The organism is Alkalihalobacillus sp. AL-G, from assembly GCF_030643805.1.
GTDB lineage: Bacteria > Bacillota > Bacilli > Bacillales > Fictibacillaceae > Pseudalkalibacillus.
This window is the reverse complement of the sequence record NZ_CP094656.1, coordinates 120,240-135,625: the sequence shown is the minus strand read 5'-3', so window position 1 is coordinate 135,625 and position 15,386 is coordinate 120,240. Positions and strand designations below refer to the sequence as shown.

At 48.6% G+C, this 15,386-nt stretch carries 6 protein-coding genes, 9 tRNA genes and 5 rRNA genes; all 20 read right to left on the bottom strand.

Features of this window, described 5'->3' with window-relative positions:
• Positions 1-187: 187 nt before the first annotated feature.
• A complete protein-coding gene (gene clpC, locus MOJ78_RS00705; protein ID WP_304979342.1) occupies positions 188-2,623 on the bottom strand; it encodes an ATP-dependent protease ATP-binding subunit ClpC in 2,436 nt (811 codons plus the stop codon).
• A gap of 13 nt (positions 2,624-2,636) precedes the next feature.
• Entirely contained in the window at positions 2,637-3,710 is a 1,074-nt protein-coding gene (locus MOJ78_RS00700) for a protein-arginine kinase McsB (protein WP_304979341.1), read from the bottom strand.
• A 3-nt stretch (positions 3,711-3,713) separates the two neighbouring features.
• Positions 3,714-4,241, bottom strand: a complete 528-nt coding sequence (locus tag MOJ78_RS00695; RefSeq protein WP_304979340.1) for a protein-arginine kinase activator protein McsA — start codon at positions 4,239-4,241, stop codon at positions 3,714-3,716.
• 25 nt (positions 4,242-4,266) lie between these two features.
• Positions 4,267-4,731, bottom strand: coding sequence for a CtsR family transcriptional regulator (locus MOJ78_RS00690; protein WP_304979339.1), 465 nt, complete (start codon positions 4,729-4,731; stop codon positions 4,267-4,269).
• Between the two features lie 127 nt (positions 4,732-4,858).
• On the bottom strand, positions 4,859-5,572 hold the full coding sequence (locus tag MOJ78_RS00685) for an MgtC/SapB family protein (protein WP_304979338.1): 714 nt from the start codon (positions 5,570-5,572) through the stop codon (positions 4,859-4,861).
• A 263-nt stretch (positions 5,573-5,835) separates the two neighbouring features.
• The gene (locus MOJ78_RS00680; RefSeq protein WP_304979337.1) at positions 5,836-5,997 is read right to left on the bottom strand and encodes a hypothetical protein; all 162 of its coding nucleotides are present in this window, start codon (positions 5,995-5,997) and stop codon (positions 5,836-5,838) included.
• 8 nt (positions 5,998-6,005) lie between these two features.
• Positions 6,006-6,121 (bottom strand): 5S ribosomal RNA (gene rrf, locus MOJ78_RS00675).
• Between the two features lie 135 nt (positions 6,122-6,256).
• Positions 6,257-9,193 (bottom strand): 23S ribosomal RNA (locus MOJ78_RS00670).
• A 279-nt stretch (positions 9,194-9,472) separates the two neighbouring features.
• Positions 9,473-11,023: ribosomal RNA gene (locus MOJ78_RS00665) — 16S ribosomal RNA — on the bottom strand.
• A gap of 221 nt (positions 11,024-11,244) precedes the next feature.
• Positions 11,245-11,320: transfer RNA gene (locus MOJ78_RS00660), tRNA-Ala, on the bottom strand.
• A gap of 10 nt (positions 11,321-11,330) precedes the next feature.
• Positions 11,331-11,407: transfer RNA gene (locus MOJ78_RS00655), tRNA-Pro, on the bottom strand.
• Between the two features lie 5 nt (positions 11,408-11,412).
• Positions 11,413-11,489: transfer RNA gene (locus tag MOJ78_RS00650), tRNA-Arg, on the bottom strand.
• Between the two features lie 28 nt (positions 11,490-11,517).
• Positions 11,518-11,606 (bottom strand) — tRNA-Leu (locus MOJ78_RS00645).
• A 5-nt stretch (positions 11,607-11,611) separates the two neighbouring features.
• A tRNA-Gly gene (locus MOJ78_RS00640) sits at positions 11,612-11,686 on the bottom strand.
• Between the two features lie 4 nt (positions 11,687-11,690).
• Positions 11,691-11,776 (bottom strand) — tRNA-Leu (locus MOJ78_RS00635).
• A 19-nt stretch (positions 11,777-11,795) separates the two neighbouring features.
• A tRNA-Lys gene (locus MOJ78_RS00630) sits at positions 11,796-11,871 on the bottom strand.
• Positions 11,872-11,882: 11 nt separating this feature from the next.
• Positions 11,883-11,958: transfer RNA gene (locus MOJ78_RS00625), tRNA-Thr, on the bottom strand.
• A gap of 18 nt (positions 11,959-11,976) precedes the next feature.
• Positions 11,977-12,052, bottom strand: a tRNA-Val gene (locus MOJ78_RS00620).
• Positions 12,053-12,060: 8 nt separating this feature from the next.
• A 5S ribosomal RNA gene (rrf, locus tag MOJ78_RS00615) occupies positions 12,061-12,176 on the bottom strand.
• 135 nt (positions 12,177-12,311) lie between these two features.
• Positions 12,312-15,249: ribosomal RNA gene (locus tag MOJ78_RS00610) — 23S ribosomal RNA — on the bottom strand.
• The 16S, 23S and 5S rRNA genes sit together here with 9 tRNA genes alongside, the layout of an rRNA operon.
• Positions 15,250-15,386 lie beyond the last annotated feature (137 nt).

The window sequence follows — 15,386 nt, the reverse complement described above, 5'->3', positions numbered from 1 at the left end:
CCTCCTAAAACTATTGTATTCATAAGTTGAATCCATATTGGCAAACAGCTGATTTTTATGAAAATGTTCAAAGAAAACTTTTCTTACGACCAAGGTTAGATTTAAGGTTGACTAAGGACCTTCAATGCGGCCGCCCTAATGTGCAGTAAAAAGAGGGTGGACTACCTGAGTCCCCCTCTTGTTGTATCTATTTCCCAGCCCCAACCAAGTTTACGGTAAAATCGTTGTCCTTAACATCGATCTTAACCGTCTGTCCTTTTGAAATGTTACCACTAAGGAGCTCTTCTGAAAGACGGTCTTCGACTCGTCTTTGGAGTGCACGACGTAATGGACGTGCGCCATAGTCGGGATCGTAGCCTTCTTCAGCAATCTTATCAAGGGCAGCATCGGTTAGCTTGATATCGATGCCTTGTTCTGAAAGCCGCTTTTGAAGCTGGTTGGCCATTAAGCCGATTATTTGTTTTAGGTGTGCCTTTTCAAGTGAGTGGAAGACAATCGTTTCATCAATCCGGTTTAAGAACTCTGGTCGGAATGCCTTTTTCAATTCATCCATCACTTTAATTTTCATACTTTCATATTCCTGATTTTCAGATTGTGCAGTAAAGCCCATATGCTTGTTGCGCTTTAAGGTGCTAGCACCAACATTCGACGTCATGATGACTACCGTATTACGGAAGTCGACCGTACGTCCTTTTGAATCGGTCAATCGACCATCCTCAAGGACCTGCAGCAATATGTTGAACACTTCAGGGTGCGCCTTTTCAATCTCATCAAGTAAAATGACAGAATACGGGTTTCGACGTACCTTTTCGGTTAATTGCCCGCCTTCCTCGTGACCAACATACCCTGGAGGTGAACCGACTAGACGACTTGTCGTATGCTTTTCCATGTATTCAGACATATCGATACGGATTATTGAATCATCATCTCCAAACAATGCCTCAGCAAGAGCTCTAGCAAGTTCGGTTTTACCAACACCGGTCGGGCCGAGGAAGATAAACGAGCCAATCGGTCGCTTCGGATCCTTAAGTCCGGCACGTGCACGGCGAATCGCTTTCGAAATGGCTTTTACCGCTTCTTCCTGACCGATTAACCGGTCATGAAGAATGGATTCCATCTTCAACAGTCGTTCAGTCTCTTCTTGTTTTAATTTGGATACCGGAATTCCAGTCCAGTTCGCAACAACGAGTGCTATATCTTCTGGCGTTACTTCTGTATTTTCTTGACCCTGCTTTTCTTTCCATATGTTTTTTGTTGATTCGAGTTCTTCACGAAGCTTTTGTTCAGAGTCTCGCAACGATGCCGCCTTTTCAAATTCCTGGCTTTGAACCGCAGCGTCCTTTTCTTTACGGACACTTTCGAGCTTCTGTTCAAGTTCTTTTAAATTCGGAGGTGCCGTATAAGATCGCAGACGAACCTTTGAAGCAGCTTCATCGATCAGGTCAATTGCCTTGTCTGGAAGGTAGCGGTCCGAAATATAACGATCAGATAATTTTACCGCTTCATTAATTGCGTCATCTGTAATCGTTACACGATGATGGGCCTCATAGCGGTCACGTAATCCTTGTAAAATTTGTTTGGATTCATCCTTCGTCGGTTCGTTTACACGAATCGGTTGGAATCGTCGCTCTAGTGCTGCATCCTTTTCAATATATTTACGATATTCATCGAGTGTCGTCGCCCCAATACACTGTAACTCACCACGTGCAAGCGCTGGTTTCAATATATTCGAAGCATCAATCGCACCTTCCGCTCCACCAGCGCCAATCAATGTGTGAAGTTCATCGATAAAGAGGATGATGTTACCAGCCTGACGAATTTCATCCATCACCTTTTTTAAACGGTCCTCAAATTCACCGCGGTATTTCGTTCCAGCTACAACTGTACCCATATCAAGCGTCATAACCCTTTTATCCCGTAGTGTTTCAGGTACTTCATTATTAATGATCTGTTGAGCCAGACCCTCTGCAATCGCTGTTTTCCCAACGCCTGGTTCCCCGATTAGAACTGGATTGTTTTTCGTACGTCTGCTTAGGACTTCAATCACACGTTGAATCTCTTTACTTCTGCCGATAACGGGGTCAAGGCTATCTTCACGTGCTATTACTGTTAAATCTCTAGCAAGACTGTCTAAGGTCGGTGTGTTCGCAGTAGCTGATGACCCTCCATGCGCGGATGAAGAGGATTCGTTACTTCCTAACAGCTGAAGGACTTGCTGTCGTGCTTTGTTCAAGCTGACACCTAGATTATTTAACACTCTTGCTGCCACGCCTTCGCCTTCACGGATCAGCCCGAGTAAAATATGCTCAGTTCCTACGTATGAGTGACCCAGTTTTCTTGCCTCATCCATTGATAGCTCGATAACCTTCTTCGCTCTTGGCGTATAATGAATGGTTTGAACGGATTCCTGGCCTTTTCCAATAAGGGACTCAACTTCTTTTTGAATTTTTTCCGGACTTAATCCTAAAACAGACAGAGCTTTAGCTGCAATTCCTTCACCTTCACGGACAAGACCAAGCAATATATGCTCTGTCCCTACGTTATTATGTCCAAGGCGGATTGCTTCTTCCTGGGCAAGGGCGAGTACCTTTTGAGCCCGTTCTGTAAATCGTCCAAACATCATCCTGATCACCTTCCTATTCGTTGTTCTTTTCTAATTTCAGCCGTTCACGAATTAACGTTGCACGGCGAATATCACGCTCATCGGGAGATAACGTTTGCCTTGCATACTGCTGTAAAAATCCCGGCTGAGTCAAGATCATCAATTCATTCAAAATTGTTTTGGATATACCTTCAATCAACTTCAAATCAATGCCGAGCCTAACATCCGATAAACATTTTGTTGCCTCTTTAGATTGTATGATACGACTGTTCGCAAGGGTACCTAGTGAACGGTAAACCCGATCTTCTAATTGAAGCTTCGAGGATTCAAGAAGGTTCTTTCTCGCCGATTTTTCCTGCTCAATAAGCTGAAGCACGACACCTCTTAAATCTTCTACAATATCTTCCTCTGATTTTCCTAAGGTCATCTGGTTGGAGATTTGAAAGATATTCCCGTGCGCTTCACTACCCTCACCATAAATCCCTCGTACGACAAGACCCAATTGATTGATTGCTGGTATGATTCTTTGCATTTTTTGAGTCAAGACAAGTGCTGGCAAATGCATCATTACGGATGCCCGCATACCTGTACCTACATTTGTAGGACAGCTTGTCAAATACCCTCGTTGCTCATCAAAGGCATATTCCAGCTTCTGCTCAATCCAGTCATCGAGACCGCTCGCCAGTTGAAGGGTTTCGCTTAATTGAAACCCTGGAAATAAACATTGAATTCGAATATGGTCCTCTTCGTTGATCATAATGCTGACTGACTCATCTTCGCTCATCAATACACCAGACTGTTTTGGTTCTTCAGCAAGGTTAGGGCTAATCAAATGCTTTTCAACAAGTACTCTTTTCTCAATCGATTTTAATTCATTAATATCGATATAAGATAGATTTCCTATATTACCATATGATTGATCCTCAAAATGTTTGCGGATTTGCTCGCTGACTACTTTGGACTGTTCATCCGTTGCTACCAGCGGAAAAACATCTCCTTTTAGGTTTCGGGCTAATCGAATTCGACTGCTCAGAACAATATCTGAATCTGGTCCTTCCTTTTTCATCCAGGGGCTGATGGCTTCGTTAATAAACCGTTCCAGAGACACCTGTTAACGCCCCCCGTCCAAACGTTTTTCATAAGACCGTATTTCATCCCGGACTTTTGCTGCTTCTTCAAACTCTTCTTGAACAATCAATTGTTGAAGGTGCTGCTTAAGCTGATCGATTTTCTTTCTTTCGAGCATATCGCTCCCAACTCGTTTAGGAATCTTTCCGGAATGAGTCGTATTTCCACCATGAATCCGTTTGAAAATAGGCGTCAGCTTCGTTCCAAATGTTTCATAACATTGAGCACATCCGAATCGACCAATCTTAGTAAACTGGTGATAAGTCAATCCACACTTTGGACATTGCTTTTGCTGTTGTTCCCGTGGTGCGGATGAAGTTCCCCCTATTGGCTGTTCAAAATTAAGTAACCCGGATAGTAGATTATGAATGGAAAACGAATTAGAACCAGGAATAAAATCTCCTTTTTCCTTGGCACATTGTTCACAAATATGAAACTCGTTTTTTTCACCATTTATGATTTTCGTGAAGTGCAATGTTGCCGGTCTCTGTTGGCATTCCTGACAATGCATGATGCCATACACTCCCCTCAATTTGTCAAACTTTATACTTTAAACTTTGTATCATAGCCTTAAGTAGATTTGCACGAAGTTCATCACGATAAGGTAAGGCAACATTGATGGTTGAACGATCAATTACACTACGCATCAGTCGTGCTTCTCTGACGTTAAGGATTTCTTCTTCAAGTAGTCGATAGATGATATTTTCACTTGCTGACTGGGTGATTCTTGATTTAATCAACATTATCACCTGATCCAAAAGCATCGTAGTGTTATCTAGTTCGACCTTTATAATCCGAATGTATCCTCCCCCTCCCCTTTTACTTTCCACAACAAAACCCTTTTCAATCGTGAATCTTGTGTTTATGACATAGTTGATTTGCGAGGGGACGCATTGAAATTGTTCTGCAATTTCACTTCTTTTAATCTCTATTTCTTTTTTACGACTTTTTGTAATGACTTCCTTCAAATGCGCCTCAATTATATCTGAAATGTTCCTCATCCCATCAAATCCCCCCCTTCGCTCTGACTTTGACTATCTTTGACTATAATTATAAACATTTGCAATGGATTTGCAAATGTTTCGACGTTTACATTATTGCCACTTTAACATATGGATAAACGTATAATTAGTCCGTCGCAAACACCTTATATACATGTTCGTTTGCCTGAATTTTATCATAGAGCTCCGGTAGCTTTTTAGCGTTTGTGACATGTACTTTGAACGTGTACTTTACCATAGAAATTGAGGCGTCGTTCGGGTAATCATCCACTGACAAACTAAGAATCGGCATCTTATAGCTTTCCAGCTCATTTACAACTTCTGATAACGGAACCTCTTTATTTTCAACAATCACCGTCAGATGCTGGTACTTTTGCTTTCTCAAGTAAAGGTCTTCAAATTTATTTAAAAACAGTAGACTCAAAATCATGACAAGGGTTGTAAAGACTGCTTCAAAATACATTCCAATACCAACAACTAGGCCTATTCCAGCAACAACCCAAATGGAAGCGGCTGTCGTCAAGCCCCTCACTGTAACCCCGTGAACAAGTATCGTTCCTGCACCTAAAAATCCAATTCCACTTACTACATAAGCTGGTAAACGGGATGGGTCAAATCCCTGTATATTTTCATGTGATGCTAAAAAATCGTCGAATCCAAATATTGATAAAATCATCATTAAACATGAACCCACGCCAACTAATAAATGTGTCCGAAAGCCTGCTGGATGCCTTTTAAATTCACGTTCAATCCCAACAAGCCCGCATAAAGCCGCTGCAAGCAATAGTCTGATCGTAATTATATCCAAATCATCGGTCCACCATTCAAGCAACCATTCCATTTTCATCTCCCCTGATTTTTACTAGTATAGGTTGGATGCCATTACTACATCCTATTGTTTATTGTATTCAATTATAGGCTACCCTCAAACATTTGTCTTTCTACATGTTTAAAAGTTGAAATAAATCACGTTTGTTTCACCTTTGGTGCCTGGCTACGTCCTACTCTCACAGGACGTGGTGGCTTTTAGTCAAAGTTCCCTTTTTATGTACCATTGGCGCCCGAGCTTAACTTCCTTGTTCGGCCTTCGGCCTGTGATGAACGTCAGATCTCTGCCTCATCGGCACTCGCTCCGGTCGTCGCTCCCTTGTTTCCTTGACCTCTTCGTTCCTCCCAGCCCTCGAACTCAATGAAGCGTTTGAGTCCTTGCGGACTTTTTTTATTCCAATACAAAAAAAGGATGAAACGAATCTGAATTCGTTTCATCCCTTTGCGCCCGGCGACGTCCTACTCTCACAGGGGGAAGCCCCCAATTACCATTGGCGCTGAAGAGCTTAACTTCCGTGTTCGGCATGGGAACGGGTGTGACCTCTTCGCCGTCGTCACCAGACTACTTATACAGGATGTGTTGACTTCGATGTTCACCACAGGACGTGGTGGTCTTTAGTCGAAGTTCCTTTGTTTAGGAACCCACATTCCTTCAAAACTAGATAACGTCCATTCTTGACTCAAACATCGATTTTTTGAGGTTAAGTCCTCGATCAATTAGTATCTGTCAGCTCCACGTGTCACCACGCTTCCACACCAGACCTATCAACCTCATCTTCTCTGAGGGATCTTACTCGCTTGACGCGATGGGAAATCTCATCTTGAGGGGGCTTCATGCTTAGATGCTTTCAGCACTTATCCCGTCCACACGTAGCTACCCAGCTATGCTCCTGGTGGAACAACTGGTACACCAGCGGTGTGTCCATCCCGGTCCTCTCGTACTAAGGACAGCTCCTCTCAAATTTCCTGCGCCCGCGACGGATAGGGACCGAACTGTCTCACGACGTTCTGAACCCAGCTCGCGTACCGCTTTAATGGGCGAACAGCCCAACCCTTGGGACCTACTTCAGCCCCAGGATGCGATGAGCCGACATCGAGGTGCCAAACCTCCCCGTCGATGTGGACTCTTGGGGGAGATAAGCCTGTTATCCCCAGGGTAGCTTTTATCCGTTGAGCGATGGCCCTTCCATGCGGAACCACCGGATCACTAAGCCCGACTTTCGTCCCTGCTCGACTTGTAGGTCTCGCAGTCAAGCTCCCTTGTGCCTTTACACTCTGCGAATGATTTCCAACCATTCTGAGGGAACCTTTGGGCGCCTCCGTTACACTTTAGGAGGCGACCGCCCCAGTCAAACTGCCCACCTGACACTGTCTCCGAACCGGATCACGGTCCTGGGTTAGAATTTCAATACCGTCAGGGTAGTATCCCACCGACGCCTCCACCGAACCTGGCGGTCCGGCTTCTTAGGCTCCTACCTATCCTGTACAAACGATACCAAAATCCAATATCAGGCTACAGTAAAGCTCCATGGGGTCTTTCCGTCCTGTCGCGGGTAACCTGCATCTTCACAGGTACTATAATTTCACCGGGTCTCTCGTTGAGACAGTATCCAAGTCGTTGCACCTTTCGTGCGGGTCGGAACTTACCCGACAAGGAATTTCGCTACCTTAGGACCGTTATAGTTACGGCCGCCGTTTACTGGGGCTTCGATTCAGAGCTTCTCCCGTAAGGGATAACCCCTCCTCTTAACCTTCCAGCACCGGGCAGGTGTCAGCCCCTATACTTCGCCTTACGGCTTCGCAGAGACCTGTGTTTTTGCTAAACAGTCGCTTGGATCTTTTCACTGCGGCTCTCTCGGGCTTGCACCCTATCAGAGCACCCCTTCTCCCGAAGTTACGGGGTCATTTTGCCGAGTTCCTTAACGAGAGTTCTCCCGAGCATCTTAGGATTCTCTCCTCGCCTACCTGTGTCGGTTTGCGGTACGGGCACCTCTTTCCTCGCTAGAGGCTTTTCTTGGCAGTGTAGGATCAGGGACTTCGGTACTTTAGTTCCCTCGCCATCACAGCTCCGCCGTTATGGTGGACGGATTTGCCTATCCACCGGCCTAACTGCTTGGACGCGCATATCCAAAAGCGCGCTCTCCCTACCTTCCTGCGTCCCCCCGTTGCTCAAACGGAAAGGAGGTGGTACAGGAATTTCAACCTGTTGGCCATCGCCTACGCCTTTCGGCCTCGGCTTAGGTCCCGACTAACCCTGAGCGGACGAGCCTTCCTCAGGAAACCTTGGGCTTTCGATGGAGAAGATTCTCACTTCTCTTTTCGCTACTCATACCGGCATTCTCACTTCAAAGCGCTCCACGAGTCCTTCCGGTCTCGCTTCTCTGCCCTTTGAACGCTCCCCTACCACTGTACCATCGGTACAATCCATAGCTTCGGTGATACGTTTAGCCCCGGTACATTTTCGGCGCAGAGTCACTCGACCAGTGAGCTATTACGCACTCTTTAAATGGTGGCTGCTTCTAAGCCAACATCCTGGTTGTCTGGGCAACTCCACATCCTTTTCCACTTAACGTATACTTGGGGACCTTAGCTGATGGTCTGGGCTGTTTCCCTTTCGACTACGGATCTTATCACTCGCAGTCTGACTCCCGTGGATAAGTTGCTGGCATTCGGAGTTTGACTGAATTCGGTAATCCTGTGGGGACCCCTAGTCCAATCAGTGCTCTACCTCCAGAACTCTAGCCACGAGGCTAGCCCTAAAGCTATTTCGGGGAGAACCAGCTATCTCCGAGTTCGATTGGCATTTCACCCCTACCCACACCTCATCCCCGCACTTTTCAACGTGCGTGGGTTCGGGCCTCCATTCAGTGTTACCTGAACTTCACCCTGGACATGGGTAGATCACTCGGTTTCGGGTCTACGACCACGTACTCGATTCGCCCTGTTCAGACTCGCTTTCGCTGCGGCTCCGTCTTTTCAACTTAACCTTGCACGTAATCGTAACTCGCCGGTTCATTCTACAAAAGGCACGCCGTCACCCGTTAACGGGCTCCGACTACTTGTAGGCACACGGTTTCAGGATCTCTTTCACTCCCCTTCCGGGGTGCTTTTCACCTTTCCCTCACGGTACTGGTTCACTATCGGTCACTAGGGAGTATTTAGCCTTGGGAGATGGTCCTCCCAGCTTCCGACGGGGTTTCACGTGTCCCGCCGTACTCAGGATCCACTCTGGAGGGAGCGACATTTTGGCTACAGGGCTGTTACCTCCTCTGGCGGGTCTTTCCAGACCACTTCACCTACGCCGTTCCTTTCTGACTCCGTATAGAGTGTCCTACAACCCCAAGAGGCAAGCCTCTTGGTTTGGGCTGATTCCGTTTCGCTCGCCGCTACTCAGGAAATCGCAATTGCTTTCTCTTCCTCTGGGTACTAAGATGTTTCAGTTCCCCAGGTCTGCCTTCTCATACCCTATGTATTCAGGTATGGATACTGTCCCATTACGGACAGTGGGTTCCCCCATTCGGAAATCCCCGGATCAAAGCCTACTTACAGCTCCCCGAGGCATATCGGTGTTCGTCCCGTCCTTCTTCGGCTCCTAGTGCCAAGGCATTCACCGTGCGCCCTTCATAACTTAACCAATGATGCTCACGATCGCTCCTGAGTATCGGTTTTCATGATGCCGAAGCATCACATTAACGCATAGTTTCGATGTCTTGTTATCAAGAATTTTCGTTATCTAGTTTTCAAGGAACAAAGTTCTCCATTTACATGAAGAATGTTCTGAAAGAACAAATAGCTCTTTCAAAACTAAACAAAAGCCAAAGCGTGACTTGCCCATGGATGGGCTGACGTCGATGTTGTCACAGGACGTGACGAACTTAATCGACGTTCTTAATGTCCTAAAAGGACTCCTTAGAAAGGAGGTGATCCAGCCGCACCTTCCGATACGGCTACCTTGTTACGACTTCACCCCAATCATCTGTCCCACCTTCGGCGGCTGGTTCCAAAAGGTTACCCCACCGACTTCGGGTGTTACAAACTCTCGTGGTGTGACGGGCGGTGTGTACAAGGCCCGGGAACGTATTCACCGCGGCATGCTGATCCGCGATTACTAGCAATTCCGGCTTCATGCAGGCGAGTTGCAGCCTGCAATCCGAACTGAGAATGGCTTTATGGGATTCGCTCAACCTCGCGGTTTTGCTGCCCTTTGTACCATCCATTGTAGCACGTGTGTAGCCCAGGTCATAAGGGGCATGATGATTTGACGTCGTCCCCACCTTCCTCCGGTTTGTCACCGGCAGTCACCTTAGAGTGCCCAACTGAATGCTGGCAACTAAGATCAAGGGTTGCGCTCGTTGCGGGACTTAACCCAACATCTCACGACACGAGCTGACGACAACCATGCACCACCTGTCACTTCGTCCCCCGAAGGGGAACCTTCTATCTCTAGAAGTAGCGAAGGATGTCAAGACCTGGTAAGGTTCTTCGCGTTGCTTCGAATTAAACCACATGCTCCACTGCTTGTGCGGGCCCCCGTCAATTCCTTTGAGTTTCAACCTTGCGGTCGTACTCCCCAGGCGGAGTGCTTAATGTGTTAACGTCAGCACTGAGGGTGGAACCCCCCAACACCTAGCACTCATCGTTTACGGCGTGGACTACCAGGGTATCTAATCCTGTTTGCTCCCCACGCTTTCGCGCCTCAGCGTCAGTTACTGGCCAGAGAGCCGCCTTCGCCACTGGTGTTCCTCCACATATCTACGCATTTCACCGCTACACGTGGAATTCCACTCTCCTCTCCAGTACTCAAGTCCCCCAGTTTCCAATGACCCTCCACGGTTGAGCCGTGGGCTTTCACATCAGACTTAAGAGACCGCCTGCGCGCGCTTTACGCCCAATAATTCCGGACAACGCTTGCCACCTACGTATTACCGCGGCTGCTGGCACGTAGTTAGCCGTGGCTTTCTGGTCAGGTACCGTCAAGGTACCGCCCTGTTCGAACGGTACTTGTTCTTCCCTGACAACAGAGTTTTACGACCCGAAGGCCTTCCTCACTCACGCGGCGTTGCTCGGTCAGACTTTCGTCCATTGCCGAAGATTCCCTACTGCTGCCTCCCGTAGGAGTCTGGGCCGTGTCTCAGTCCCAGTGTGGCCGATCACCCTCTCAGGTCGGCTACGCATCGTCGCCTTGGTGAGCCCTTACCTCACCAACTAGCTAATGCGCCGCGGGCCCATCTGTAAGTGATAGCCGAAGCCATCTTTTATCTTCCCCCTATGCAGAGAGAAAAGTTATCCGGTATTAGCCCCGGTTTCCCGGAGTTATCCCAGTCTTACAGGCAGGTTGCCCACGTGTTACTCACCCGTCCGCCGCTAACCTCAAAGGAGCAAGCTCCTTGTCGGTTCGCTCGACTTGCATGTATTAGGCACGCCGCCAGCGTTCGTCCTGAGCCAGGATCAAACTCTCCAATAAAGTTGAAGTTTGATTTGCTCATTAATTTAAAAATTGATCAGGGTTTATTTAAAAACCCGTTTCACGCTTGGCTTTTGTTCAGTTTTCAAAGAGCTGTTAATAATCACCCTGTTTTAAAGCGACTTCTCCATTATATCATCCACAACATTGAATGTCAACGTTTTTTTGTGACATTTCTTGGTGAACAAAAAAAGTGTTCTTGTTATCGAAGGGATTAAAAATGGTGGAGCCTAGCGGGATCGAACCGCTGACCTCCTGCGTGCAAGGCAGGCGCTCTCCCAGCTGAGCTAAGGCCCCAAAAGATAAGTGGTCGGGAAGACAGGATTTGAACCTGCGACCCCCTGGTCCCAAACCAGGTGCTCTACCAAGCTGAGCCACTTCCCGTAATATGGCGCGCCCTGAGAGATTCGAACTCCCGACCTTTTGATTCGTAGTCAAACACTCTATCCAGCTGAGCTAAGGGCGCGCATAAAATATATTTAGATTTCGATAAATGGTGCCGAGGGCCGGACTTGAACCGGCACGATAGTCACCTACCGCAGGATTTTAAGTCCTGTGTGTCTGCCAATTCCACCACCCCGGCATCATTGGAGCGGAAGACGGGATTCGAACCCGCGACCCCCACCTTGGCAAGGTGGTGTTCTACCACTGAACTACTTCCGCAATATGGTGCGGGTGAAGGGACTTGAACCCCCACGTCACAAGGACACTAGATCCTAAGTCTAGCGCGTCTGCCAATTCCGCCACACCCGCAAAATAATATAAATTGAAGTGGTGAGCCATGAAGGACTCGAACCTTCGACCCTCTGATTAAAAGTCAGATGCTCTACCAACTGAGCTAATGGCTCACTTAAAAAAGTGGTGCCGGCCAGAGGACTTGAACCCCCAACCTACTGATTACAAGTCAGTTGCTCTACCAATTGAGCTAGGCCGGCAAGTAATTGTAATTAAAATGGTGGAGGATGACGGGATCGAACCGCCGACCCCCTGCTTGTAAGGCAGGTGCTCTCCCAGCTGAGCTAATCCTCCATATGTAAGCCCGGCGACGTCCTACTCTCACAGGGGGAAGCCCCCAATTACCATTGGCGCTGAAGAGCTTAACTTCCGTGTTCGGCATGGGAACGGGTGTGACCTCTTCGCCGTCGTCACCAGACTACTTATACAGGATGTGTTGACTTCGATGTTCACCACAGGACGTGGTGGTCTTTAGTCGAAGTTCCTTTGTTTAGGAACCCACATTCCTTCAAAACTAGATAACGTCCATTCTTGACTCAAACATCGATTTTTTGAGGTTAAGTCCTCGATCAATTAGTATCTGTCAGCTCCACGTGTCACCACGCTTCCACACCAGACCTATCAACCTCATCTTCTCTGAGGGATCTTACTCGCTTGACGCGATGGGAAATCTCATCTTGAGGGGGGCTTCATGCTTAGATGCTTTCAGCACTTATCCCGTCCACACGTAGCTACCCAGCTATGCTCCTGGTGGAACAACTGGTACACCAGCGGTGTGTCCATCCCGGTCCTCTCGTACTAAGGACAGCTCCTCTCAAATTTCCTGCGCCCGCGACGGATAGGGACCGAACTGTCTCACGACGTTCTGAACCCAGCTCGCGTACCGCTTTAATGGGCGAACAGCCCAACCCTTGGGACCTACTTCAGCCCCAGGATGCGATGAGCCGACATCGAGGTGCCAAACCTCCCCGTCGATGTGGACTCTTGGGGGAGATAAGCCTGTTATCCCCAGGGTAGCTTTTATCCGTTGAGCGATGGCCCTTCCATGCGGAACCACCGGATCACTAAGCCCGACTTTCGTCCCTGCTCGACTTGTAGGTCTCGCAGTCAAGCTCCCTTGTGCCTTTACACTCTGCGAATGATTTCCAACCATTCTGAGGGAACCTTTGGGCGCCTCCGTTACACTTTAGGAGGCGACCGCCCCAGTCAAACTGCCCACCTGACACTGTCTCCGAACCGGATCACGGTCCTGGGTTAGAATTTCAATACCGTCAGGGTAGTATCCCACCGACGCCTCCACCGAACCTGGCGGTCCGGCTTCTTAGGCTCCTACCTATCCTGTACAAACGATACCAAAATCCAATATCAGGCTACAGTAAAGCTCCATGGGGTCTTTCCGTCCTGTCGCGGGTAACCTGCATCTTCACAGGTACTATAATTTCACCGGGTCTCTCGTTGAGACAGTATCCAAGTCGTTGCACCTTTCGTGCGGGTCGGAACTTACCCGACAAGGAATTTCGCTACCTTAGGACCGTTATAGTTACGGCCGCCGTTTACTGGGGCTTCGATTCAGAGCTTCTCCCGTAAGGGATAACCCCTCCTCTTAACCTTCCAGCACCGGGCAGGTGTCAGCCCCTATACTTCGCCTTACGGCTTCGCAGAGACCTGTGTTTTTGCTAAACAGTCGCTTGGATCTTTTCACTGCGGCTCTCTCGGGCTTGCACCCTATCAGAGCACCCCTTCTCCCGAAGTTACGGGGTCATTTTGCCGAGTTCCTTAACGAGAGTTCTCCCGAGCATCTTAGGATTCTCTCCTCGCCTACCTGTGTCGGTTTGCGGTACGGGCACCTCTTTCCTCGCTAGAGGCTTTTCTTGGCAGTGTAGGATCAGGGACTTCGGTACTTTAGTTCCCTCGCCATCACAGCTCCGCCGTTATGGTGGACGGATTTGCCTATCCACCGGCCTAACTGCTTGGACGCGCATATCCAAAAGCGCGCTCTCCCTACCTTCCTGCGTCCCCCCGTTGCTCAAACGGAAAGGAGGTGGTACAGGAATTTCAACCTGTTGGCCATCGCCTACGCCTTTCGGCCTCGGCTTAGGTCCCGACTAACCCTGAGCGGACGAGCCTTCCTCAGGAAACCTTGGGCTTTCGATGGAGAAGATTCTCACTTCTCTTTTCGCTACTCATACCGGCATTCTCACTTCAAAGCGCTCCACGAGTCCTTCCGGTCTCGCTTCTCTGCCCTTTGAACGCTCCCCTACCACTGTACCATCGGTACAATCCATAGCTTCGGTGATACGTTTAGCCCCGGTACATTTTCGGCGCAGAGTCACTCGACCAGTGAGCTATTACGCACTCTTTAAATGGTGGCTGCTTCTAAGCCAACATCCTGGTTGTCTGGGCAACTCCACATCCTTTTCCACTTAACGTATACTTGGGGACCTTAGCTGATGGTCTGGGCTGTTTCCCTTTCGACTACGGATCTTATCACTCGCAGTCTGACTCCCGTGGATAAGTTGCTGGCATTCGGAGTTTGACTGAATTCGGTAATCCTGTGGGGACCCCTAGTCCAATCAGTGCTCTACCTCCAGAACTCTAGCCACGAGGCTAGCCCTAAAGCTATTTCGGGGAGAACCAGCTATCTCCGAGTTCGATTGGCATTTCACCCCTACCCACACCTCATCCCCGCACTTTTCAACGTGCGTGGGTTCGGGCCTCCATTCAGTGTTACCTGAACTTCACCCTGGACATGGGTAGATCACTCGGTTTCGGGTCTACGACCACGTACTCGATTCGCCCTGTTCAGACTCGCTTTCGCTGCGGCTCCGTCTTTTCAACTTAACCTTGCACGTAATCGTAACTCGCCGGTTCATTCTACAAAAGGCACGCCGTCACCCGTTAACGGGCTCCGACTACTTGTAGGCACACGGTTTCAGGATCTCTTTCACTCCCCTTCCGGGGTGCTTTTCACCTTTCCCTCACGGTACTGGTTCACTATCGGTCACTAGGGAGTATTTAGCCTTGGGAGATGGTCCTCCCAGCTTCCGACGGGGTTTCACGTGTCCCGCCGTACTCAGGATCCACTCTGGAGGGAGCGACGTTTTGGCTACAGGGCTGTTACCTCCTCTGGCGGGTCTTTCCAGACCACTTCACCTACGCCGTTCCTTTCTGACTCCGTATAGAGTGTCCTACAACCCCAAGAGGCAAGCCTCTTGGTTTGGGCTGATTCCGTTTCGCTCGCCGCTACTCAGGAAATCGCAATTGCTTTCTCTTCCTCTGGGTACTAAGATGTTTCAGTTCCCCAGGTCTGCCTTCTCATACCCTATGTATTCAGGTATGGATACTGTCCCATTACGGACAGTGGGTTCCCCCATTCGGAAATCCCCGGATCAAAGCCTACTTACAGCTCCCCGAGGCATATCGGTGTTCGTCCCGTCCTTCTTCGGCTCCTAGTGCCAAGGCATTCACCGTGCGCCCTTCATAACTTAACCAATGATGCTCACGATCGCTCGTGAGTATCGGTTTTCATGATGCCGAAGCATCACATTAACGCATAGTTTCGATGTCTTGTTATCAAGAATTTTCGTTATCTAGTTTTCAAGGAACAAAGCCGCTGCATCGAATCAAC